This is a genomic window from Sphingomonas sp. GW821-FHT10F11 (assembly GCF_058809095.1).
The window spans coordinates 1-21963 of sequence record NZ_JBXASH010000010.1 but is presented as its reverse complement, the minus strand read 5'-3'; the positions used below and the strand labels follow the sequence as shown (position 1 = coordinate 21963).

The window sequence follows — 21963 nt, the reverse complement described above, 5'->3', positions numbered from 1 at the left end:
GGGGAGCATGTCGAGGCGAACGATCGGTGAGGAGTTGCAGCATCTGTTCGCACGGCGCGATCAGGGCCTGTTGTCCGAAGACGAGTTCCAGCGGCGCAAGTCGCATCTGTTGCGGGTCAGCGCCTGCCGCCTGCCGGCGATGATGCCCGACCCGATCGGCACGGCCGCGAAGGCGGTGGCGATCACCGGCGCCATCACCCTTGTCGCTCTCGTGGCGGTCGGGATCTGGAGATAGCGAAAGACGGCGCGGGTCAACGCTTGCCGTCCTCGCTCCTCCATTTGAAATCGGGCCCCTCATAGGTCCGAACCGCATTGCCGCGTTCCAGCTCCTGATTCTGGGTCCATAACGCACGCTTGCCGCCCGCGACCCCCTGCCGGCGCTGCTCGTCGAACTGCATCGCGAGCTTCAGCCGGGCGATCTTGCGGTTGGCGAATTGCGATCTCTGATCCTGTGAAAAGCTGGTCAGGCCGGTCGGCCCATGCGTCGCCCGCACTGCGCTGTCCGTCTTGTTGACATGCTGCCCGCCCGGGCCTGACGCGCGGAGCGTCTGGTAGCGGATGTCCGCGTCGTGGAAGTCGGGGATATCCTCGATCGTCGGGACTGGCTTCACCCCGACGAACCAGTTGCGGCGCTTGTGCGTCGGGCGGAACGGGCTGGTGCCGATCCAGCGGATCGTGCCAGTCCGGGCTTGGGCAAAACCATCGCTGCCGTCGCCGCTGATCCGGATCAGGATCGAGGCGCTTGGGCCGTCGACGGGCTCGACCGGCTCGCCCGTCAGCCCCATCGACATCGCCTCGCGGCAAAAGGCGTGCGCCAGTTGCGCCACGACCCATTGGCATTCTTCGGGCCCCTGCCCGGCGGAGAGGTGGAGGATGATCTCGTTCATGACCGCCTCGTCTTGTAGGTGATGAGCGGGCGCAGCGTGGCGATCACGTCGATCAGCCCGGCCCGGTCGAGATCGTCGATCACCTGGGTGATGTCCTTGTACGCCTGCGGCGCCTCCTCATAGATCAGCGCGCGATCCTCGCAGGTCACCCGGCTGCCCAGCCTGGTCCGTTCGAGGTCAGCGATGCTGTAGCGCCGGTCGAGCTTTGCGCGGGCTTCGCTCCGGCTCCATTTCCGGCCCGCGCCATGCGCCAGCGATTCTAGCGCGCGGTCCCCGGCATCCGGCTTGGGCCGGACCAGCCAGGTCAGGTCGCCGCGCGACCCGGGCACGACGATCGGCCCCTTGTCGGCCGGTGCCGCGCCCTTGCGGTGCAGCCAGCCGCCGTCACAGGGCGTCACGCTGTTGTGGCAGATGTCGAGCAGCCGCGTGGCCCGCATGCCGAGCCGTTCGCAGAAGCGTTCCGCGATCACCTCCCGGTTGAGCACTGCCCAACGCATCGCCTGGTCATGCTCCGTCAGATAGGCAGCACAGTCGCTCGATCCGGCCTCCAGCGACTGGGCATTTCGATGCGCAAGGTGCCGCACCAGGATCGCATCGCCCAGCCCGCGCGAGCCGCTATGCACCATGAGCTGCACGGCATTGCGGTCGATGCCGAGCGCGACGAAGCTGTCTTCGTCGAGCACCGTATCGACCGCAAGCACTTCGGCGAAATGATTGCCGCCGCCGATGCTGCCCAGCGCTTCGCCCATCAGCGATGGCGGCAATCCCGCTTCCTCGAGCCGTGGGCCATGGTCGCCCGACCAGGGTGCTTCCAACCCCCGCAGCTTGCGATCGGCAGCGTCGAGCCGGAATTTGCGCACCGGCGTGTCGCTCGCCCAGAGCCCCATGCCGCAGCCGATGTCATTGCCGACGAGATGCGGAAACACATGGGTGCGCGACCAGAAGGCCGCGCCGACCGCGATGCCGCGCCCGGCATGGAGATCGGGCAGGCCGACGACGCGGTCCATCCCCTCCAGCGCCGCCGTCTGGTGGAGCTGGTCGATTGCTGCCTGCTCGATCCAGCTCTCGGGCGAGGCGATGATATCGACGCGCGCACTCATGCCCCGTACCTCCACAGCGGCGCCCATTTCTTCATCTCGCGCTTCGACAATTGGCGCTGCTCGACGACTGACCAGTCCGTGCCGTCGCGCCAGGCGGATGACAGCAGAAGATCGCGAAGCTCGAAGTCGCCGATGGGCGGCCGGCCATCGAGCCGGTAGAGGAACCAGCCCCTTTCCCGACGCAGCACGAGGCGACGCCCGTCGATCCAGCGCAGCTCGTCGCACCGCACCGGCATGCGAACCGCGCGACGAATGGCCTTGCGCGAGTCGATCTTCCGGCCACGCTCCCGCCAGAAGGTCGCGCCATCCTTCAGAATGCCGTCCTCCGGATCGACATAGAAATCGCGCGGGTAGAAACGGCGCCCGCCCATGTCGAGCGGCAACCCGTCGAGCAGCCATTCGCCATGGCGGCCGCGGGAGATGCGCACCGCGACGAAGTCCTCGAGATGCTGGCGGACATGCATCTTCACGGTGCTGCCCGTGTCGAGCCCGGCGCAGATCTCGCTGAACACCGCGTCCCATGGCCGCCCCACCCGGCTGTGGAGGAAGCGGACCAGCGGGCCGAGATTCTCGTTGAGGGATTTCACGATGCGCGCCTGCTGCCAGACGTGCCGCTTGAGGCCGATTTGATTTTGGTCGGTACGATCCTTTTTGAGCTTTACCGGTGCCGCGAAGCGCGATCCCCAGCGGGGGCGCTCGACGATGACCTTGAACATGTCAGCGCGCATGGCGAACCTCCCCGGAAACGAGGATGTCGGCATACGAAACCAGCCGTGGAAACGGTGGTGGAAGATGGAAACGAAAAACGAAGAATAACGCGGCCAAATGACCGCAAGAATCGGTCAGGCGATCGAGATCGCCTTTACAGGGCTTGCCCATGCAAATTGTTCCTGAACACTACGGACTAGGAGAGTGATCGAGCTGTTTGCAGTTGCGGGTCGCATGGAGCACTCCTTTCCGGTTCGAGGAACATTGTCGGTATCGACGCGCGGCCAATACGCGTGGCACCGGGATCGATCAAGGGTGCCGGGCAACTTCCCAAAGGGCGTGCCAAATCCGCAACACGCCTTTGGCGCTCCCCGGAGTCGCTGCTGAAGAGTGTGGTTCGCGGCGTACCGAAAGCCCGATTGCGTTCTGCGCGTAAAGTGCAACCGATATGGCAGTAATTCTCCGCCATGCGTAGCCTCGTAGAAAGAGGAGACGGCGAAGTATCGCTGGCTAATTACCTTTGGTTAACAGGTCTGCAATGTCGCTTCCAGCCAATACAGTGGTCGAGGCGCGGCAGTAATTCAGCCGCGAGGGCCGAATCGACCGATTGATCGATTCGATATCGATACAATTATCCGCAGGGTCGCAGACTCAACTCGGGGGGCATCATCCTGAGGAGAAGATCATGGCCGACCATATTCAAGACATCGAAGTGCTGGGCGATCTGCTCGGACAGTCCGATGCGATTGCCAATCTGCTACAGGCGCGGGGCGCCTTCGATACCGCATATGCCGCGTTTCGCGCCGAGGACGCGAAGAAGTTCCAGTCCGTGCTCGAGCGCGCGCAGTTGCAGATCCATTGCCACAGGATCTGCCACTGGATCCGCACCAAGGAGTGCGTTTTCCTGTGCCTGGAGCTGGCGGGCCCGCCAAAGCCTGCGACCGCGCTCGATCCGCGCGTCCTGGCCAAGGCGATCGTCCGGCTCGGCGAGGATGAAAAGCTGGTGCGGCGCGTCGCCGACGTGCTGGCCAAGCGCGACCGGGCAGGCTTTGCCGACATCCTGAAACTGCTCAAGATCGAGCCCTATGCGCATCTGTTCTGCCACTGGCTGTGCGTGATCCGCTATCGGCTGGTGTGCCGCTGGATCTGCCATGTCGGCAAGATCGAGCGGCCCGTGCTCTGGGTCGAACTCCAGGCGGCGGCGCGCGCCATCGGTGTGCTGGTCAAGGACGAAAAGGCGTTTCGCGCCGCGGTCATCGCATCGACGGCCGGGGACGCGGCCAAGCTCGGCGCGGTGATCACCGGCGCGCAACTGGGGCTGCGCTGTCACTTCGTGTGCGAATTCTTCTGTTCCTGGCGCTGCGTCCTGGTCTGCCTGACCTTGGCGCGACCCTTCCCGTTCGCCGCGATCGAAGGGCCGGCGCAGATCAAGGAGGCGCGCGAATTCGCCGCCGCGATCGTCAAGCTGGCGCAGAACCCGACCGACCTGATGCGCTTCAGCGCGGCGGTCGGTACCGGCAATGTCGATGCCTGGACCGCGCTGATCAAGCAGTACAAGTTCGAACGCTTCGCCCTTCAGCTATGCCACTGGATCTGCGGCTGGCGCTGTGGCCGCTTCTGCAAGCTGGTGTGCGTCAACATCGATTATCATCCGTGGTTCACGCATATCGGCGATTTCAGCATCACCGGCGATATCAGCCCGGCGACCGGCCGCACCGTCGGCCCGCGCGGCGGCCATGGCGGCCCCGATTTCGGCTTCTTCGGCGCCATGAGCCTGCGCGGCTTCTGCCCGAAAAAGGATCCCGCCCATCCGGCCGAGGATATGGCATATCGCTTCCTGTTCCAGCCGGCGGGCGCGGCGCAGCCGATTCCGATCGGCCCCGGTTTCGCCGCCGAGGTGCTGGTGGGGACGCGCTATACCTTGTGGAATGGCGATCCCAACACGCTGCAGACCGTACGCCTGCGCGGCACCGGTCCAACGCCGACGCCGCCGACACCAACCGCCGATCCCACGCCACCCGATCATTTCATCGTGCCCGATGCGGACGGCTGGGTGCTGGTCGACCAGCGTGCCCTTGACGATGCGTTCAGCGGCTATCTGATGGGGTTCAATTCGGCGGCGGCGATCCTGCCCAACGGGGCGGCACCGGCCAGCGTGCTGGCCGGAACCGCGGTGCCCGTCGGCGACCAGAAGAACGGCGTCGATTGCGCGATCATCTTCCAGGCGACGCGCGCGAACACCATCGGGCTGGTCAATGGCGGGGCGGCGCCCGATTACACCAACCAGATCGGCAAGGTGCGGATCAACAACTGGAGCCAGGTCGCGCTGCTCGATCTGCTGCAGTTCCACACCGGCGGCGGCACGCCCTGCTCCCCGCTCAGTTCGGCGCTCGATATCGAATATAGCGTCGATCACGAGCTGATCCGGGACTGGAGCATCGGCCTGTCGACCGCGGCGCCGGGCGTCTCGCTGACCAGCCCGCCACCGCCGCCTGCCACTGCCCGCGGCGGCGCCGGCACGCACCATGAGGACATTTCGGCCTGGCCGACCTGTTCCTACACGGTGACGCTGACGACGCGGCGGCGGCTGACCAACGGATTGAACGACGATCCGAACTGGCCGATCCCGAAGACCTTCTGCATCGGACGCGGCACGGTCCGGCCACGGCCCGCCTGACCGCGGCGAGCGTCGCTCCCATCCTTTCGCCTCGCCACGCGAGACGGAAGGGTGGGAGTGCGCTAAACGCAGCCCATGGACCAACCCGGAACGTCCGCGCCCCGCGCAACCCATATCGCCAGGCTGACACTGGCCGGCCTGCTTGCGCTGCTGGGGTTGTGGATCGCCTGGACCTTCCTGCCGTCGCTCGCCTGGGCGGTGGTGATCGCCGTGGCGATCGATCCGATGCATATGCGGCTGCGTGCGCGGTGGCCGGCGGGCCGCACCTGGATCGCCGCCGCCATCACCTTGCTGGTCGCGCTGGTGGTGCTCGTGCCGGTCGCCGCGGGCATCACCCAGGCCGCGCGGGAGGCGCATGACGTCTCGGTCTGGATGACTCAGGCCCAGGCGAACGGCCTGCCGCTGCCGGCCTGGGTGGCCAAGGTGCCGGTTGGCCGCGAGATGCTGACCAACTGGTGGCAGGCGAACCTCGCCACGCCGGAAGGCGCGGTCCATCAATTCCATCAATTGCGCGCCGTCGCCGACACGCGCCTGATCGGCACCAACGTGCTGCACCGGCTGGTGGTCTTCGCCTTCACCTTGCTGACCCTGTTCTTCCTGCTGCGTGACCGCGAATCGATCATCGCGCAGATGCGCCGCGCGGGGGACCGCCTGTTCGGCCCGACCGGCGAGCGGGTCGGCCTGCAGGCGCTCCGCTCGATCCGCGGTACGATTGACGGCCTCGTCCTGGTCGGCATCGGCGAAGGCGCGGTGATGACGATCGTCTATATCGTGCTCGGGGTGCCGCATCCGTTGCTGCTCGGGTCGGTGACGGCGGTGGCGGCGATGATCCCGTTCGGTGCGGCCCTGGTCTTCGCGATCGCGGCCGCGTTGCTGATCGGGCTTGGCTCAGTGGTCGGTGCGGTCGTGGTGATCGTGGTCGGGTTGATCGTTGTCGGCATCGCCGATCACTTCGTCCGCCCTGTGCTGATCGGCGGCGCGACGCGACTGCCCTTTTTATGGGTGCTGATCGGTATCCTCGGCGGCGTCGAGACCCTGGGCCTGCTCGGCCTGTTCATCGGCCCCGCGACCATGGCGGTGCTGGTGATGCTGTGGCGCGAATTCCTGGAGACGCCGGGACAGGCCGGGGATGTTCCCGCCGCTCAATAGACCCCGCCGACCGCCTGCACCGTCGCCACCGCGATCTGCAGCCGGTTGGTGCGCACGTCCAGCAGCGAGCGCTGCGCGTCGAGCGCCGCGGTCTGGGCGGTGACCACTTCCAGATAGTCCGACGCGCCGTCGCGGTAACGGATCAGCGCCAGGTCGCGCGTGCGCTCGGCGGCGGTCGTCGCGGCCTGCTGGTCGGTTTCCTGGGTCGCGAGATAACGGGTGCGGGCCAGGTCGTCCTCCACTTCGCGGAAAGCGGTCAGCACCGTCGAGCGGTAGCCGGCAGCGGCTTCGTCATATTGCGCGCGGCTGATCTTCACCCGGGCGCGGCGGGCGCCGCCGTCGAAGAGCGACAGCGCGGCCGAAAGCGGCCCGAGCGCCCAGAAGCTGTTGGGCGCGCTGAAGATGCTGCTATTATTCGCCTCGAATCCGCCCGATCCACCCAATGTGAGCGACGGATACTGCGCAGCCCGCGCCACGCCGATGCGCGCATTGGCGGCGGCGATCCGCTCAGCCGCGGCGACCACGTCGGGGCGGCGCTGGAGCAAGTCGGAGGGCACGCCGACCGGAATCGCCGGCGGAGCAAGCGGCATCTCGGCGACTGCCAGCGAAAAGCTGGACGGGGATTCGCCGACCAGGATCGCGACGGCATGCTCCAGCGCAGCACGATCGGCGGCGACCGAGGACAGTTCGGCCTTCGCGCTCGACAGGATCGAGGAGGCACGGCTGACATCGATGCCCGAGGCGATGCCGCCGGTGTGGCGCGTGTCGGTCAGGTCATACGCGCGCTGGAATGCCTCGACCGTCTGCTTCAGCAGGGTGATCCGCGCATCGAGCCCGCGCATCCGGACATAATTGTCGGCCAGCGCCGCCTGCAGGCCGAGCCGGACGGCGGCCAGATCCTGCGCGCTGGCGCGGGCGTCGGCGGCGCTTGCCTTGATCGAATTGCGCACGCGGCCGAAGAGATCGATCTCATAGGCGAGCGAGGCCCCTACGCGCAGATCGCTATCGGTCGCCGCCTTGCCCGAGCCGAAGGGCCGGCCGGCGGAAATGCGCGAGCGATCGGCGTCCGCGCCCACATCGACGCTGGGCAGCGCCTGTGCGCCCGTCTCGCGGAGCGCGGCGCGGGCCTGGTCATAGCGCGCGACCGCGGCGGCCAGATCGGGGTTCGCCGCTTCGATGCGGGCTTCGAGGTCGTTGAGGATCGGGTCGGCGAACAGCGTCCACCATTTGCCCGCCTCGGGCGGCGTCGCGGCGATGGGCTGCCACGGGCCAAGCTCCTTGTACGCGGGCGCGGCGGGGCTGGGCGGGAGCGTTTCGGGCGGGGCGAGCGAACAGCTCGCGAGGCTCGTCGCGATCGCCGCTGTCAGTACGGCCTCAGCTCGCCGCACGGGTCGCCCCCGGCTTCGCCGTCCGCACCGCATCCCCCGACTGCAGCGAGTCCGGCGGATTGTCGATCACGCGGTCGTTGGCGCTCAGCCCGGCACTGATCTCGACATTGTCGCCATTGTCGCGACCGATCGTGACGGTCTTCAGCAACGCCTTGCCGTTGGGGCCCATCACCGCGACCTGAGTCCCGTTCGCCCCGATGATCAGCGCGCTCGGCGGCAGGCGGACGCCCGCGCCCGGGCTGCCCGCGCCGAGCGGCAGCTTGACCTGGGCATAGGCCCCCGGCTTCAGCGCGCGGTCGCCGTTCGTTGCCTGGAATTCCATCAGCACCGTGCCCGATTGCGGATCGACCGCGCCGGCGCTGCGCACCATCTCGATATCGAAATCGCGCCCGGGATATTCCGGCACGTTCAGCGACGCGTGCAGTCCTGGATGGAACGCACCCGAATAAGGCTGCGGCACCCGCACATAAACACGCATCCGCGCGATATCGGCGACGGTGAACAGCGGGGTCGAGGCGGCCGTGCCCGCGGTGACGAGCGCGCCGATCTGGGTCGACCGGCTCGTCACCACGCCCGAAAAGGGCGCGACCAGCCGGGTGAAGCCCTGCAACGCGCCGAGCCGCCGCACATTCGCGTTCGCCGCATTGGCGATGGCGGTCTTGGCGGCGAGATCGCCGATCTTCTCGTCGGTCTCCTGTTTCGACACCGCATCCTTCGACAGCAGATTGTTCCAGCGAGCCGCGGTCGACTGAGCCAGCGCGCGATTGGCCTGGGCGGTCTGGAGGTCCGCACGGGCGGCCGCGACCTGCTGGTCCACCTCGGGCGCATCGAGCACCGCAAGCACCTGCCCGGCGCGGACGGGGTCGCCGATATCGACGAACCAGCGGCTGATGTAACCGGTGGTACGGGCATAGATGGCGGCGCTGTTATAGGCCTGCACGCTGCCCGGCAGGGTCAGCGCATCGGCCTTTTCCGCCGGTGTCGGGCGGATGATGGTGACGACCGGGGCGGACTGCGCGTCGGTCCAGCTCGCCAGCCTGCTTTCCGCGCGCATCCGGCTGAAGATGCCGAACGCGACGATCAGAAGCGCGACCGCCACCGCGACGATGGCGACGGTCCGCAAATTGACCGAGGGGCGCGCGTCCAGGGTGTCGCTACGGACGTCAGGCATGCGATTCCTCCAGCGCGGCGGCGGCGCGCTTGCTTGTCTTTTCCGCGTCGCGGCGGTGCGCGATGCTGAAGATCACCGGCACGAACATCAATGTCGCGACCGTCGCGACGATCAGCCCGCCGATCACCGCGCGGCCAAGCGGCGCATTCTGCTCGCCGCCTTCGCCCAGCCCCAGCGCCATCGGCACCATGCCGATGATCATGGCGAGCGCGGTCATCAGCACCGGCCGGAACCGCGTGATTCCGGCCTCGAGCGCTGCCTTCACCGCCTCGCCATGCTCGGCCAGCCGCTCGCGCGCGAAGCTGACGACCAGGATCGAATTGGCCGTCGCCACGCCCATGCACATGATCGCGCCGGTCAGCGCCGGCACCGACAGGGTGGTGCCGGTGACGAACAGCATCCAGATGATGCCGGCGATCGCGCCGGGCAAGGCGGTGATGATCACGAACGGGTCGAGCCAGCTCTGGAAGTTCACCACGATCAGCAGATAGATCAGCAGGATCGCGCCGATCAGGCCGAAGAACAGGCCGGAAAAGGCGGTGTTCATCGTCTGGTATTGGCCGCGCAGGGTGACGGTCACGCCCTTGGGCGCCTGGTCCTTCATCCGTTTCAGCACGCGGTTGATGTCGCTCGCCACCGCGCCGAGGTCGCGCCCGCCCGGCGTCGCGAAGATGTCGATCGAGGGCGCGATATTATAGTGGGAGACGACCGCCGCCGCGGTCCCGCGCGAGACGGTGGAGATGCCGCCCAGCACCTGCGATTCCGCGCGGCCGGTGCCGGTGATCGGGATGTTCTGCAGGTCGCTCAGCGACCCGACCTGATATTCCGGGGTCTGCGCGACCACCGAATAGGACACGCCGTTTTCCGGGTTGAGATAAAAGACCGGCGAAGTCTGGCCCGATCCGGCGAGCGCCCCCGCCAGGCCGTTGGTCACGTCGCGCTCGGTCAGGCCGAACTGGCTGATCCGGCTGCGGTCGACCGCGACGCGCATCTCGGGATAGCGCGCGCTTTGCTGGATGCGCGCGTCGGCCACGCCGGGGATCGTCCGGAGCTTGCGCAGGATGTTGCGCGCATAGGCATAGTTGGCGGTCTGGTCCCGTCCGCCCGCGATCTGCACGTCGATCGGCGCCGGAGCCCCGAAGTTCAGGATCTGGCTGGTGATATCGGCGGGCAGGAAGGAGAAGGTCGTGCCGGGAAAGCCGCGGGGCAGCGCCTCGCGCAAGCGGCGAACATAGCTCTCGGTCGGCGCGTGATCCTTCGACAGCTGGATCAGGATATCGCCGTCCTGCGGGCCGATCGTGCCCGAATTATTGTAGATCACGTTGATGCCGCTGATCGGCAGGCCGATATTGTCGACGATCGACACCAGCTCCTCCGCCGGGATGATCTCGCGGATGCGCCGCTGGATTCGGTCGAACTCGGCCGATGTCTGCTCGATCCGCGACCCGACCGGTGCGCGGACATGCAGGGTGATCTGCCCGGCATCGACCGTGGGGAAAAAATTCTGCCCCAGGAACGGCACCAGCAGGAAGGACAGGGCGACGACGCCGAGGAAGCCGATCACGAAGCGCCGGCCGGAGCCGAGCGCGCGTTCGAGCAGCACGCCATAGCCGGCGCGGATCCGCTCGAACCGTGCCTCGAATCCGCGCTGGAAACGGACCAGCGGATTGCGCGATCCCGGTGTACCGGCCCCGTCATGGCCCGGCGCATGCGGCTTCAGCAGGAACATCGCCATGGTCGGCACCAGCGTGCGCGACAGGATGAACGACGCGATCATTGCGAACACCACGGCGAGCGCCAGCGGCACGAACAGGAATCCGGCGATCCCCGGCAGGAAGAACATCGGCACGAACACGATGCAGATGCACAGCAAGGAGACGAAGGCCGGCGTCACGATCTGCGCGGCGCCGTCCAGGATCGAGGGGATGACGCCCTTGCCCTGTTCCAGATGCCAGTTGATGTTCTCGATCGTCACCGTGGCGTCGTCGACCAGGATGCCGACCGCGAGGCTGAGGCCGCCCAGAGTCATGATGTTGAGCGTCTGGCCCGTCGCGGCGAGCGCGATCAGCGCGGCGAGGATGGCGAGCGGGATCGAGATGGCGATGATCACGGTCGACCGCCACGATCCCAGGAACAGCAGGATCATCAGGCTGGTCAGCGCGGCGGCGATCGCGCCTTCCTTGACCACGCCGTTGATCGCGGCCTTCACGAACAGCGACTGGTCGCCGATCGGCACCACCTTCAGCGCATCCGGCAAGGTCGTCTGGATGCCCGGCAGCGCATCCTTGATCCCCTGCACGATCGCGAGCGTCGAGGTCGCGCCGTTCTTGAGGATCGTCATCAGCACGGATCGCGATCCATCGACATGGACGACATTGGTCTGCGGCGCGGTGCCGTCGCGGACATGCGCGATGTCGCGCATGGTGATGGTGCCGCCATCGACCACCTTGACCGGCAGCGCGTTCAGTTCCTCGATCGATCCCGGCGCGTTGTTGAGCCGCACGCTATATTGATAGCCGCCGATCTTGACGAAGCCGGCCGGGTTGATCTGGTTCTGCGCGGCGATGGCATTGGTCACATCCTGCGCCGACAACCCCTTGGACTGAAGCGCCTGGGGGTCGAGATCGATCTGGATCTGGCGCGACCGGCCGCCCGAGGGATAGGGGATGGCGGCGCCCGGCACGGTCACCAGCGAGGGTCGGATGCTGTTCTGCGCCAGGTCGAACATGTTCCCCTCGGACAGGCCCTTGCCCGATAGGGCGAGCTGCAGGATCGGCACGGTCGAGGCATTGTAGTTCAGGATCAGCGGTGGGGTGGTACCGGGCGGCAGCTGCCGCAACACCGTCTGCGAGATGGATGTCACCTGGGCGGTGGCGGTGCGGATATCGACGCCGGGCTGGAAATAGATCTTCACGATGCCGATGCCGGGCATCGACTGGCTCTCGATATGGTCGATATCGTTGACCGTGGTGGAGAGGACGCGCTCGTACGGCGTGATGATCCGCCCCGACATGTCGTCCGGCGACAAGCCGGCATAATTCCAGGCGGCGGCGATCACCGGCACGCGGATTTCGGGGAAGATGTCCACGGGCGTGCGCGCGGCCGACAGCACGCCGGCGATGGCGATCAGGATCGCCATCACGATGAAGGTCAACGGGCGCGTCAGCGCGACCTTGACGATACCGATCATCTGGGTCCGATCATGGCGGATCTCCGGGGCCTGGGGAGGCGCAGCAACTGAGTCTCGTGGCGGCCGAATGAGCCTTTGCTGCACGTGCGTCCAATATGATTTGACCCCGGATTGAGACGTGGGACATATCGATCATGGAGCTTCGCCATCTGCGCTATTTCGTCGCCGTCGCCGATGCGCTGCACTTCGGCCGGGCCGCGCAGCAGCTTGGCGTGTCGCAGCCGCCGCTCAGCCAGCAGATCCGCGCGCTGGAGGATCTGCTCGGCGTGCGCCTGTTCGAACGCAGCAGCCGCAAGGTCGCGCTGACCGAGGCGGGCCGCGTCTTCCTCGATCAGGCCCGCGCGACGCTTGCCCAGGCCGAGCATGCGGTCGACGTCGCGAAGCGGGCGGCGCGCGGCGATTTCGGCAAGCTCACCATCGGCTTCAATCCGTCTGCGCCCTTCGTGCCCGCCATTGCCCGGGCGATCTTCGCCTTCCGCCAGCTTTATCCCGAGGTGCGGATCGAACTGCTCGAGCTGTCGGCCGGCGCGCAGGTCGCTGCGCTGGCGGCGGGCGATATCGACATCAGCTTCCTGCGCAGCCCGACCTCGCCGGTGGTACCGCCGGGCATCGTCGCGACGCGCGTGCTGGAGGAGCGGCTGTTCATCGCGATGCGGTCCGACCATCGCCTCGCGCGCAAGACGAGCCTGGCGTTCCGGGATCTGCACGGCGAGCCGATGATCTTCTATGCGCGCGACCAGAAGGGCAGCTTCGCGACGAATTTCCTCGAAATGCTCCATGCGGAAGGCGTCGATCCGCTGGTGGCGCAGGATGTGCGGGAAATCTCCACCATGTTCGGGCTGGTCGTCGCGGGCCTCGGCGTCGCGGTGCTCGCCGAATCCTTGTGTGCGCTGCAGCCGGCGGGCCTCACCTATCGCGCGCTACGCGGCAAGAAGGCGATCTCCTCGCTGTGGATCCTTAGCGCGCGCAATGCCCAGGGCGTGGCGGCGCGGCAGTTCCTGGCGGTGCTGGAAGCATCGGGAGTGCCAGCGGACGCGGCGGGGCAATGAGGCCGGTGCCGGTCGCTATCGGCGCCGCGTCCTGTGTTCGTCCCAGCGATGATCCAGGTAGTTGCACTCCAGGGGGTGCGGTCCAATAATGTTCCCGAATTTCCCGGATGTAGATGTGACCGGCGGCGCTGTTCGCGACCGTCAGCACTTCCGCCGCCGCCGCTCAGTCCGCAGCGGCGAAATGCGCCATCTGGTCGGCATGTGCCTTTGCGAAGGCCGGGCGGGCTGTGGCGCGCGCGACATAGGCGCGGCAGGCAGGGTATTCCGCCAGCCCGTCGAACCGGTCGATCAGGCGCAGCACATCCGACATCAGGATATCGGCGACGGAGAAGCGCCCGGCCAGCCATTCGCGTTCGGCCAGCACCGGCTCCAGGTGCGCAAGCCGGTGTTGGTGCAGGAACCCGTCAAAAAGCTTCCATTCCGGCGTGTCGCGAGTGGCGCCGGAAAAGATCATCAGGGACCAGGGTAGGCTCGCCATCTCGACTGAATTGAGCGCCGCGAACAGCCATTCCTTGGTGTCGCTGCGGCCGCGCGGATCGGCGGGCATCAGCGCGTCGCTGCGCTCGCCCAGATGAAGCAGGATCGCGCCGCTCTCGAAGATCGAGATGTCGCCATCGGTCAGCCACGGCACCTGGCCGAAGGGTTGGTGGGCGAAATGTTCGGCATTCCGGTCGCGGAACGGCACGCCCTCGACGCGATAGGGCAAGCCGGCCTCTTCCAGTGCCCAGCGTATCCGCAGGTCGCGCACATAGCCCCGCGGCATTTCGGGAACCCAATCGAACGTGGTGAGGATCAAGTCGGTCATTCGGGATCTCCAAGGAAAACCGGCAGCTTGTCGAGGAGGCCGTTCCAGCCCTGCTCATGGCTTTTGCGCGCTTCTTCGTCGGGAAGGCGCTCGTGGATCAGCGTCAGTTCGGTGCCGCCCTCGATCGGCTCGAGCAGAAAGGTGACCAGCGATTCCCGTTCCGGCATTCCGGGCCATTCCCAGGTGAAGACGATCTTCTTCCCGGGAACCACCTCCCGATACACCCCGGTGGGATTGTGCTCATCGCCGTTCAGCAAGCGGAACACGATGCTGAATCGACCACCGGGCCGCACGTCCGCCTCGACGCTGAGCGTCGGCCCCGCATCGGGACCCCACCATTGCAGCATCAGGTCGGGCTGGGTGATCGCCGCGTAAACCTTGGCCGGCGGGGCCTTGATCCTGCGGATGATGGTCACGCTCGGAAGGTGCAGGGTCATCGCTCGCCATCCTCTTCCACAAGGGCGACAAGTCGATCGAGGCTGACCGTCCAGAAGCGTTCATACCGCTGGAGCCATGCCATTGCCTCCTGCATCGGCCCCGCCGAAAGATTGACCGACACGGTGCGGCCGGTTTTGGCCCGTGTGATCAATCCCGCATCGGACAGGACGTCCAGATGCTTCATCATGCCGGGAAGCTTCAACGAAAACGGCCGGGCGAGTTCGCTCACCGAAAGCCCGGGTTCGTCCATCAGCCGCAGCAGGACATGCCGCCGGGTGGGGTCGGCGAGCGCGGAGAAGGTGCGGTCGATCGCTGATGCCTGATACTTCACCATGTAGCGAAGTATTGCCCATGCCACCGGTCGCGTCAACCCTCGGGCTGCTTTACAAGCGCAACACACCTGCTAGCTTCCCGCCAACCGGAGGGAATCATGCTGAAGATCGAGAAGCTCACCCATGTCTATGGCAACGGCACGGTGGCGCTTGACGGCGTCGACCTGAGCATCCCGCCCGGCATGTTCGGGCTGCTCGGCCCGAACGGCGCGGGCAAGTCGACCTTGATGCGCACCGTCGCGACCCTGCAGACCCCGACCTCGGGCTCGATTGGCTTCGACGGGCTCGACGTGATCGCGGAGCCGGAAAAGCTGCGCCGCGTGCTCGGCTATCTGCCACAGGATTTCGGCGTCTATCCGCGCGTCTCGGCGTACGACATGCTCGATCACATGGCGGTGCTGAAGGGCATATCCGGCCGCGGCGAGCGCAAGGCGACGGTCGAGGGGCTGCTCAACCAGGTCAATCTCTGGGGCGTGCGCAAAAAGGCGCTGGCCGGTTTCTCGGGCGGCATGCGCCAGCGTTTCGGCATCGCTCAGGCGCTGATCGGCGGACCCAGGCTGATCATCGTCGACGAGCCGACCGCCGGCCTCGACCCCGAGGAGCGCAACCGCTTCCTCAACCTGCTCGGCGAGATCGGCGACAGCGTCGTCGTCATCCTGTCGACTCACATCGTCGAGGACGTCGCCGATCTCTGCCCGCTTATGGCGGTGCTGGCCGAAGGGCGCATCCTGCTCGAAGGTGCGCCGCTGGAGCTGATCGAGGCGACGCGCGGCCGCATCTGGGAAAAGACGATCGAGCGCAGCGAGCTGGAGGATCAGCGCCAGCGCCACCGCGTCATCTCGACCCGGCTGTTCGCCGGCAAGACGATCATCCACGTCCTGGCCGATGCGGCGCCCGGCGCGGGTTTCCATCCCGTCTCCGGCGGGCTCGAGGACGTCTATTTCTCGACGCTCGACACCTCGCGTCGCGCGGCCTGATCATGGGCATGTTCGCGGGCGTCGCCCGGTTCGAGCTTCGCTATCAGCTGCGCAACCCGGTGCTCTGGGTCGCGGTGGTGGTGTTCTTCCTGCTCGCCTTCGGGGCGACGACGGTCGACCAGATTCAGATCGGATCGGGCGGCAACGTCCACAAGAACGCGCCCTTCGCCATCGCGCAGGTCGTGATCATCATGTCGGTCTTCTACATGTTCGTGTCGACGGCGTTCGTCGCGAACGTCGTGGTGCGCGACGACGAAACCGGTTTCGGGCCGATCGTCCGCGCAACGCGCATCACCCGCATCTCCTATCTCATGGGCCGCTATACCGGCGCCTATATCGCCGCCGCGCTCGGCTTTCTCGCGGTGCCGCTCGGCGTCTGGATCGGCTCGTGGATGTGGTGGGTCGACAGCGAGACGCTCGGGCCGAATATACTGTCCTATTATGCCGCGCCCTATCTCTGGTTCGCGTTGCCCAATCTGCTGCTGACCTCGGCGCTGTTCTTCACGCTCGCCACCATGACCCGCTCGATGATGGCGACCTATCTCGGCGTGGTCGGCTTCCTCATCCTGTGGACGGTCGCCAGCGTCGTGCTGGATCGCAACCCGGCCTATGAGCTGGCCGGCGCGTACGGCGAGCCCTTCGGCATCGGCGCCTATTCCTATGTGACCAAATACTGGACCGCAGCTGACCGCAACACGCTCGTCGCGCCGGTGGACGGCATGCTGTTGTTCAACCGCGCGATCATCGTCGCGATCGGGCTCGGTGCGCTTGCCCTCGCAACCGCCACCTTCCGCTTCGGGGCGCGCCCGTCAAAGGCGAGCAGGCGCGCGCTGAAGCTCCAGCAACAGGTCGAGGCACCCGCCGGATCGGGGCCGATCGGCCCGCTCCCGACACCCAGCTTCGGCCGTGCCACCGCTCTGGCGCAACTCCGCGCCCGCACTGGGCTGGAACTCGGCCAGGTGTTCAAGAGCCCGGCCTTCTTCGTCCTGATGGCGCTCGGCCTGTTCAACGCGGCCGCGGCGATGATCGATCTCGGCGAGGTGTTCGGCACGCCGGTGCTGCCGGTGACGCGCGTGCTGATCGGCCTGCTCGAGGGCTCGTTCAGCATCATCCCGGTGATCATCGCGATCTATTATGCCGGCGAACTCGTCTGGCGCGAACGCGATCGCAAGATCCACGAGATCATCGATGCCTCGGCGATTCCCGACTGGGCCTATGTCGTGCCCAAGGCGCTGGCGGTGGTGCTGGTATTGTTCTCGACCCTGCTGGTCAGTGTCCTCGCCGGCCTCGTGACCCAGCTGCTCCACGGCTACACCGATATCGAGATCGGCAAGTACCTGCTCTGGTACGTCCTGCCCGACACGATCGGCTTCACGCTCATCGCGGTGCTCGCCGTGTTCATCCAGGCGCTCAGCCCCAACAAATATCTCGGCTGGGGCCTGATGGTGTTCTATTTCATCATCATCCGCGTCACCCTGCGCAATCTCGGCTTCGGCGACGCGCTGTACAATTACGGCCAGCTCACCGGCGTGCCGCTCTCCGACATGAACGGCATGGGCAAGTTCTGGATCGGCGCCTGGTGGCTGCGGCTCTACTGGACGGCGTTCGCGGTGATCCTGCTGGTGCTCGCCCATGCCCTGTGGCGGCGTGGTACGGAAACCCGGCTGCGCCCCCGCCTCAAGCGACTGCCCCGGCGGCTCAACGGCCCGGCCGGGCTGGTCGGTGCGGCCGCGCTCGCGGTGTTCGTCGTCAGCGGGGTGTATATCTTCATCAACACTCATGTCTGGAACCGCTACACCACGCCGGTCGCCGACGAAGCCTTCATGGCCGAGTACGAAAAGGCGCTGCTGCCCTATCGGAAGCTGCCCCAGCTTTCGGTGACCGCGGCCCGCGTCGCGGTCGATCTGCGCCCGCGGGAGCCGGGCCTCACCGCCAAGGGCACGCTCACCCTGGTCAACAACACGCCCGGGCCGATCCGCGACGTGCATGTCCGCCTGGGCGATCAGGCGACCAGGATCGGCGCGATCGCCATCCCCGGCGCGACGCTGGTCCGCGACTATCCGAAATTCCAGTACCGCATCTATCGTCTGGCGGCCCCGCTCGCGCCCGGCGGCACCACCAGCCTGACCTTCCGCACCGAGCGCACCCAGCGCGGTTTCCGCAACAGCGGCAACGACACGCGGGTCGTGCAGAACGGCACCTTCGTCAACAATTTCGAATTCGTGCCATCGATCGGCATCGACCAGAACGGCATGCTGCAGGACCGGGTCAAGCGCCGCAAATACGGCCTCCCGCCCGAACTCCGCCCGGCCAGGCTGGAGGACATGGCGGCGACCCGCTTCAACCAGCTTCGCACCGACTGGATCAGGACCGACATCACCGTCACCACCGATGCCGGCCAGACCCCGATCGCACCCGGCTACAAGGTCAGCGACACCACCGCCAACGGCCGGCGCACCGCGCGCTTCGTCGTCGATGCGCCGATCCAGAACTTCTATTCGGTCCAGTCGGCGCGCTATGTCGAGAAGCACCGGATGCACCAGGGCGTCGACCTGGTCGTCTATTATGACGCGCGGCACGGCGCCAATGTCGACCGCATGCTCGCCGCCTTCGCGCACGGGCTCGATTATTATCAGCCCGCTTTCGGCCCCTATCAGTTCCGCCAGGCCCGCATCATCGAGTTCCCGGATTACGCTCAGTTCGCCCAGGCCTTCGCCGGCACCATGCCCTATTCGGAAGGCATCGGTTTTATCGCCGACCTCTCCGATCCGGAGAAGATCGACTATGTCACCTATGTGACCGCGCACGAGCTTGCCCATCAGTACTGGGCGCATCAGGCGATCGGCGCGGACATGCAGGGCTCGACCATGCTGACCGAGACCTTGGCGCAATATTCGGCGCTGATGGTGATGGAGAAGCTCTACGGCCGCGACCAGATCCGCCGCTTCCTGAAATTCGAGCTCGACCGCTATCTCCGCGCGCGGGGCGGGGAAGTGATCGAGGAACTGCCGCTCTACCGGGTCGAGAACCAGCAATATATCCATTACCGCAAGGGATCGCTGGTCATGTACCGGCTGAAGGACGCACTGGGCGAGGTCAGGGTGAACGCTGCGCTGAAGCGCTATCTCACCCGCTTCCGCTTCAAGGGCGCGCCCTATCCGCGCTCGCTCGATCTGATCGCCGAGTTCCGCAAAGGCGCCAGCCCCGAGGAACAGGCGCTGATCACCGACCTGTTCGAACGCATCACCCTGTACGACATCAAGACCAGGGGCGCGGCGGTGAAGAAGCTGCCCGACGGCCGCTACGAAACCACCCTGACGGTCGAGGCGCACAAGCTCTACGCCGACGGCAAGGGCAAGGAGACCGAAGCGAAGATGGCCGAGACGGCAGAGTTCGGCCTGTTCGCCGCGATGCCCGGCCGCGGCGCCTTTGCAAAGAAGGACGTGCTGCTGCTCCAGCGCCTGCCGCTCAGGACCGGCACCCAGACGATCAGGCTGGTCACGGCGACAAAGCCGGCCTTTGCGGGCGCCGACCCGTACAACGTCCGGATCGACCGCAACTCGGACGACAACGTCATCGCGACGACTGAGTGAAGGCGACCAATTCCTCTCCTTTGGGAGAGGATAGTGTAGCTTGGCAGCTTGCTGCCTAGCGAAGCCGGGAGGGTCAGCGTTCGACCTCGGCCTTCAATCCCGCCAGTAGCTCCTGCCACCATTGCCCATGACGCTGCAGGAACAACATGCCGACCATGCCGTGCCGCGCCACATGCGGTGCGGGCACGCTGTCCCAGCCGAGATGCTCGACGGTGACGCGCGTCTCCCCGCCGATCGCCTCGAACCGCACTTCGACCTGGGTCGATTGGTCGTCGGTGAAACTCGCCTGCCGCCAGGTCAGGCCGAGCCGCGCGCCCGGTTCCCAGGTCGTGACCCGGCCGATCTCGAACACCGCGCCGTCAGCCTGGGTCTCGGTGAAGCGCCCGCCCTCCATCGGCTCGATCGCCAGGGTGCCCGGCCCGGCGCGGGTGAAGCGGAACATCTGGTTGGGTCGCCACCACAGATGGATCTCGCGCGTGAACGCCTCGAACACCCGCTCGGGCGACGCCGCGATGCGCAGCGCGACCAGGACGCGCGAGCTCATCGCCGCTCCTCGACATGCGCCTTGAGCGCTGCGAGCTGCTCGGCCCAGAGCTGCTCGGTCTCGTCGACCCAGGATTTGAGGCCCGCCATCGATCCCGCCTTCAGCGCATAGATGCGCACCCGGGCGTCATAGTCCGGATGCACTTCCTCGATCAGGCCGCCGGCCTTCAAGGTACGCAGATGCCGGCTGAGCGCGGCCGGGCTCAGCCCGACGCTCTCGGCCAGCTCGCCGGCGCGGTGCGGCCGGTCGCGCAGCAGCTCGACCACGCGCCGCCGGGTCGGGTCGGCGAGCGCGGCGAGCGTGCGGTCGATCGCGGCAGCGGCGCTCAGGAGAACATCTCGATCTTGAGGCCGGTCGCCTTTTCCGATTCCTCGGGCGAGAAGGGCCGCATGGTCTGAGCGAAGGTCCAGACATGTCCCTCGGGGTCGCGCGCGCGATAGGTGCGGTCGCCATAGAATTGGTCGGTCGGTTCCTGCGCGATCACCGCGCCGGCCTCGGCCGCCCGGGCGCAATGCGCGTCGATGTCGCTGTCGAGATGGACATGGAGGCCCTGGCTGTTCTTGCCGCCGATGCTCGCCGGGCTGGCGGTGTAGTCGGCCCATTCGCTGCCGATCATGATATAGCCGTTGCCGAAGGTCATCTGGGCATGGACCATCTTGTTGTCGGGATCAGTGATGAGCATGGCGGGCTCGAAGCCAAAGGCCTTTTCGAGCCAGGCGAACGCGGCCAGCGGATCGCGATAGAAGATGGCGGAGGCGAGCGAGGCATGGTCCATGGCGGTCGTCCTTCACGATTCGATCAATATTTAACGTTATAGGCAAATATATGCGAATGCGTCAAATGACCGCGTCGTGCCCAACGCCCAAGTGCGACCATTTTCCTCTCCAGTGGGAGAGGATACGAAGCCTTATGAGCGCAGCGAATTAGGCGAAGTTGGTGAGGGGCTCCAGAAGCCCTCGATAGCTCCCGGAGCCCCTCACCAACTCCGACTAGATCGCTTTCGCTCTCAAGTCTCCGTATCCTCTCCCACTGGAGAGGAAGGATGGTGTGTGTCGATCCGCCCTAAACGCTCGTCCCTGGTTTAGCGCCTATAGGAACAAGTCCGGGGTGACGATGTAATCTGGTCGAATTCGCGCCTATGATCGGGCGGGGAGATGTCACATGCGGATCATGTTCGTCACACTGGCGTTGGCCATCGCGGTGCCGGCCTCGGCCCAGGATCGCGCGGCCCAGGATCGCATGGGGCTGGTCGGTGTCTATGACGGCCACCAGACCGAGATGGGCGCCCAGCTCAGCCTGACCGCCGATGGGCGGTTCGAATATGGCCTGGTTTATGGCGCGCTCGACGAAGCGGGGCAGGGGAGCTGGGTCGTGAAGGACAGCCGCGTATTGCTGACCAGCGATCCGGTCACGCCGCCGCGCTTCGTCTTCACCGGGCAGAAGCCAGCGCCTGCGGGCACGCTGCAATTGTCGCTGGAGGCGCCGAAGGGTATATCGCTGCAATATTTCGATGCGGTCTTCACCTCCGCCAAAGGAGAGACGAAAGGCGGGCAATTGACCGAGCAGGGCCTGTCGCTGCCGCTCGATACCGCCGATCCGCCGGTCAGCGTGCGCCTGTTCCTGCCGATGTTCGAGCTGGCGGGCGAGATGGTGCCGATCGACCCGGCCAAAGGCTATGGGCTGAGCTTCCGCTTCGAGCCGAACGACATCGGCAAGGCCGATTTCCGCGAGACCGCGCTGACGATCGACAAGGGCGATCTGGTATTCGACCGGTTCGATCGGACGATCCGCTTCAGGAAAGTGGAGTAATCTCTCTCTTCCTCTTCCTCTCCAGTGGGAGAGGATAGTGTAGCTTGGCAGCTTGCTGCCTAGCGAAACTTGGTGAGCGACTGTCTTGGCAGTCAAGCGCTGGCCCATGGTTTTTGGTCCCGGATGATGGCGTTGAGGACGGTGAG

The 21963-nt window shown here is 66.3% G+C and carries 19 protein-coding genes; 7 read left to right on the top strand and 12 right to left on the bottom strand.

Annotated elements, in window-relative coordinates; genetic code table 11:
• Positions 1-7 precede the first annotated feature (7 nt).
• On the top strand, positions 8-235 hold the full coding sequence (locus AC1RT8_RS21850; protein ID WP_493078305.1) for an SHOCT domain-containing protein: 228 nt from the start codon (positions 8-10) through the stop codon (positions 233-235).
• Between the two features lie 16 nt (positions 236-251).
• On the opposite strand, the gene prfH is transcribed toward AC1RT8_RS21850, so the two are convergent.
• Genes prfH through AC1RT8_RS21835 form a run of 3 tightly spaced genes read right to left on the bottom strand, consistent with a single transcriptional unit; the run spans position 252 to position 2715 of the window.
• Positions 252-887 carry a peptide chain release factor H gene (prfH, locus tag AC1RT8_RS21845; protein WP_493078303.1) on the bottom strand — a complete coding sequence of 212 codons (636 nt, stop codon included), beginning with the start codon at positions 885-887 and terminating at the stop codon, positions 252-254.
• Complete coding sequence (locus tag AC1RT8_RS21840; protein WP_493078301.1) at positions 884-1987, bottom strand: RNA ligase RtcB family protein; 1104 nt, start codon at positions 1985-1987, stop codon at positions 884-886. The genes prfH and AC1RT8_RS21840 overlap by 4 nt, the downstream gene beginning before the upstream one ends.
• On the bottom strand, positions 1984-2715 hold the full coding sequence (locus AC1RT8_RS21835) for a hypothetical protein (RefSeq protein WP_493078300.1): 732 nt from the start codon (positions 2713-2715) through the stop codon (positions 1984-1986). Before AC1RT8_RS21835 ends, AC1RT8_RS21840 begins: the two co-directional genes overlap by 4 nt.
• Positions 2716-3380: 665 nt before the next feature.
• Between AC1RT8_RS21835 and AC1RT8_RS21830 the strand changes: the two genes are divergently transcribed.
• Entirely contained in the window at positions 3381-5372 is a 1992-nt protein-coding gene (locus AC1RT8_RS21830) for a hypothetical protein (RefSeq protein WP_493078298.1), read from the top strand.
• A gap of 75 nt (positions 5373-5447) precedes the next feature.
• Complete coding sequence (locus AC1RT8_RS21825) at positions 5448-6521, top strand: AI-2E family transporter (protein WP_493078297.1); 1074 nt, start codon at positions 5448-5450, stop codon at positions 6519-6521.
• Here AC1RT8_RS21825 and AC1RT8_RS21820 read toward each other — a convergent pair.
• The 3 genes from AC1RT8_RS21820 to AC1RT8_RS21810 are packed head-to-tail and all read right to left on the bottom strand — an operon-like array spanning position 6515 to position 12270.
• On the bottom strand, positions 6515-7942 hold the full coding sequence (locus AC1RT8_RS21820; protein ID WP_493078296.1) for an efflux transporter outer membrane subunit: 1428 nt from the start codon (positions 7940-7942) through the stop codon (positions 6515-6517). The genes AC1RT8_RS21825 and AC1RT8_RS21820 overlap by 7 nt on opposite strands.
• A complete protein-coding gene (locus AC1RT8_RS21815; protein WP_493078294.1) occupies positions 7896-9080 on the bottom strand; it encodes an efflux RND transporter periplasmic adaptor subunit in 1185 nt (394 codons plus the stop codon). The genes AC1RT8_RS21820 and AC1RT8_RS21815 overlap by 47 nt, the downstream gene beginning before the upstream one ends.
• The gene (locus AC1RT8_RS21810; RefSeq protein WP_493078293.1) at positions 9073-12270 is read right to left on the bottom strand and encodes an efflux RND transporter permease subunit; all 3198 of its coding nucleotides are present in this window, start codon (positions 12268-12270) and stop codon (positions 9073-9075) included. The genes AC1RT8_RS21815 and AC1RT8_RS21810 overlap by 8 nt, the downstream gene beginning before the upstream one ends.
• 134 nt (positions 12271-12404) lie before the next feature.
• On the opposite strand from AC1RT8_RS21810, the gene AC1RT8_RS21805 reads away from it, so the two are divergent.
• On the top strand, positions 12405-13319 hold the full coding sequence (locus tag AC1RT8_RS21805) for a LysR substrate-binding domain-containing protein (RefSeq protein WP_493078292.1): 915 nt from the start codon (positions 12405-12407) through the stop codon (positions 13317-13319).
• A 163-nt stretch (positions 13320-13482) separates the two neighbouring features.
• On the opposite strand, the gene AC1RT8_RS21800 is transcribed toward AC1RT8_RS21805, so the two are convergent.
• The 3 genes from AC1RT8_RS21800 to AC1RT8_RS21790 are packed head-to-tail and all read right to left on the bottom strand — an operon-like array spanning position 13483 to position 14896.
• Positions 13483-14124 carry a glutathione S-transferase family protein gene (locus tag AC1RT8_RS21800; RefSeq protein WP_493078290.1) on the bottom strand — a complete coding sequence of 214 codons (642 nt, stop codon included), beginning with the start codon at positions 14122-14124 and terminating at the stop codon, positions 13483-13485.
• Entirely contained in the window at positions 14121-14540 is a 420-nt protein-coding gene (locus tag AC1RT8_RS21795; RefSeq protein WP_493078289.1) for an SRPBCC family protein, read from the bottom strand. Before AC1RT8_RS21795 ends, AC1RT8_RS21800 begins: the two co-directional genes overlap by 4 nt.
• Before the next feature lie 17 nt (positions 14541-14557).
• Positions 14558-14896, bottom strand: coding sequence for an ArsR/SmtB family transcription factor (locus AC1RT8_RS21790; protein ID WP_493078287.1), 339 nt, complete (start codon positions 14894-14896; stop codon positions 14558-14560).
• A gap of 96 nt (positions 14897-14992) precedes the next feature.
• On the opposite strand from AC1RT8_RS21790, the gene AC1RT8_RS21785 reads away from it, so the two are divergent.
• Both AC1RT8_RS21785 and AC1RT8_RS21780 read left to right on the top strand, forming a co-directional pair.
• A complete protein-coding gene (locus AC1RT8_RS21785; protein ID WP_493078285.1) occupies positions 14993-15871 on the top strand; it encodes an ABC transporter ATP-binding protein in 879 nt (292 codons plus the stop codon).
• 2 nt (positions 15872-15873) lie between these two features.
• The gene (locus AC1RT8_RS21780) at positions 15874-19464 is read left to right on the top strand and encodes an ABC transporter permease/M1 family aminopeptidase (protein ID WP_493078284.1); all 3591 of its coding nucleotides are present in this window, start codon (positions 15874-15876) and stop codon (positions 19462-19464) included.
• Between the two features lie 73 nt (positions 19465-19537).
• Here the strand turns inward: AC1RT8_RS21780 and AC1RT8_RS21775 are convergent, their stop codons facing one another.
• From AC1RT8_RS21775 to AC1RT8_RS21765, 3 genes are read right to left on the bottom strand one after another with little or no spacing between them, the layout of a single operon-like run.
• A complete protein-coding gene (locus tag AC1RT8_RS21775; RefSeq protein ID WP_493078282.1) occupies positions 19538-20008 on the bottom strand; it encodes an SRPBCC domain-containing protein in 471 nt (156 codons plus the stop codon).
• Complete coding sequence (locus AC1RT8_RS21770; RefSeq protein ID WP_493078491.1) at positions 20005-20319, bottom strand: ArsR/SmtB family transcription factor; 315 nt, start codon at positions 20317-20319, stop codon at positions 20005-20007. The genes AC1RT8_RS21775 and AC1RT8_RS21770 overlap by 4 nt, the downstream gene beginning before the upstream one ends.
• A 14-nt stretch (positions 20320-20333) precedes the next feature.
• Complete coding sequence (locus tag AC1RT8_RS21765) at positions 20334-20783, bottom strand: VOC family protein (protein ID WP_493078281.1); 450 nt, start codon at positions 20781-20783, stop codon at positions 20334-20336.
• A gap of 386 nt (positions 20784-21169) precedes the next feature.
• Between AC1RT8_RS21765 and AC1RT8_RS21760 the strand changes: the two genes are divergently transcribed.
• The gene (locus tag AC1RT8_RS21760; RefSeq protein ID WP_493078280.1) at positions 21170-21817 is read left to right on the top strand and encodes a hypothetical protein; all 648 of its coding nucleotides are present in this window, start codon (positions 21170-21172) and stop codon (positions 21815-21817) included.
• Positions 21818-21963: the final 146 nt, after the last annotated feature.

Bases quoted from the DNA above. Each gene is read 5' to 3' on its own strand.
- AC1RT8_RS21850 (WP_493078305.1), top strand. From the start codon at position 8: ATGTCGAGGCGAACGATCGGTGAGGAGTTGCAGCATCTGTTCGCACGG.
- prfH (WP_493078303.1), bottom strand. From the start codon at position 887: ATGAACGAGATCATCCTCCACCTCTCCGCCGGGCAGGGGCCCGAAGAA.
- AC1RT8_RS21840 (WP_493078301.1), bottom strand. From the start codon at position 1,987: ATGAGTGCGCGCGTCGATATCATCGCCTCGCCCGAGAGCTGGATCGAG.
- AC1RT8_RS21835 (WP_493078300.1), bottom strand. From the start codon at position 2,715: ATGCGCGCTGACATGTTCAAGGTCATCGTCGAGCGCCCCCGCTGGGGA.
- AC1RT8_RS21830 (WP_493078298.1), top strand. From the start codon at position 3,381: ATGGCCGACCATATTCAAGACATCGAAGTGCTGGGCGATCTGCTCGGA.
- AC1RT8_RS21825 (WP_493078297.1), top strand. From the start codon at position 5,448: ATGGACCAACCCGGAACGTCCGCGCCCCGCGCAACCCATATCGCCAGG.
- AC1RT8_RS21820 (WP_493078296.1), bottom strand. From the start codon at position 7,942: ATGCGGTGCGGACGGCGAAGCCGGGGGCGACCCGTGCGGCGAGCTGAG.
- AC1RT8_RS21815 (WP_493078294.1), bottom strand. From the start codon at position 9,080: ATGCCTGACGTCCGTAGCGACACCCTGGACGCGCGCCCCTCGGTCAAT.
- AC1RT8_RS21810 (WP_493078293.1), bottom strand. From the start codon at position 12,270: ATGATCGGTATCGTCAAGGTCGCGCTGACGCGCCCGTTGACCTTCATC.
- AC1RT8_RS21805 (WP_493078292.1), top strand. From the start codon at position 12,405: ATGGAGCTTCGCCATCTGCGCTATTTCGTCGCCGTCGCCGATGCGCTG.
- AC1RT8_RS21800 (WP_493078290.1), bottom strand. From the start codon at position 14,124: ATGACCGACTTGATCCTCACCACGTTCGATTGGGTTCCCGAAATGCCG.
- AC1RT8_RS21790 (WP_493078287.1), bottom strand. From the start codon at position 14,896: ATGGTGAAGTATCAGGCATCAGCGATCGACCGCACCTTCTCCGCGCTC.
- AC1RT8_RS21785 (WP_493078285.1), top strand. From the start codon at position 14,993: ATGCTGAAGATCGAGAAGCTCACCCATGTCTATGGCAACGGCACGGTG.
- AC1RT8_RS21780 (WP_493078284.1), top strand. From the start codon at position 15,874: ATGGGCATGTTCGCGGGCGTCGCCCGGTTCGAGCTTCGCTATCAGCTG.
- AC1RT8_RS21775 (WP_493078282.1), bottom strand. From the start codon at position 20,008: ATGAGCTCGCGCGTCCTGGTCGCGCTGCGCATCGCGGCGTCGCCCGAG.
- AC1RT8_RS21765 (WP_493078281.1), bottom strand. From the start codon at position 20,783: ATGGACCATGCCTCGCTCGCCTCCGCCATCTTCTATCGCGATCCGCTG.
- AC1RT8_RS21760 (WP_493078280.1), top strand. From the start codon at position 21,170: ATGCGGATCATGTTCGTCACACTGGCGTTGGCCATCGCGGTGCCGGCC.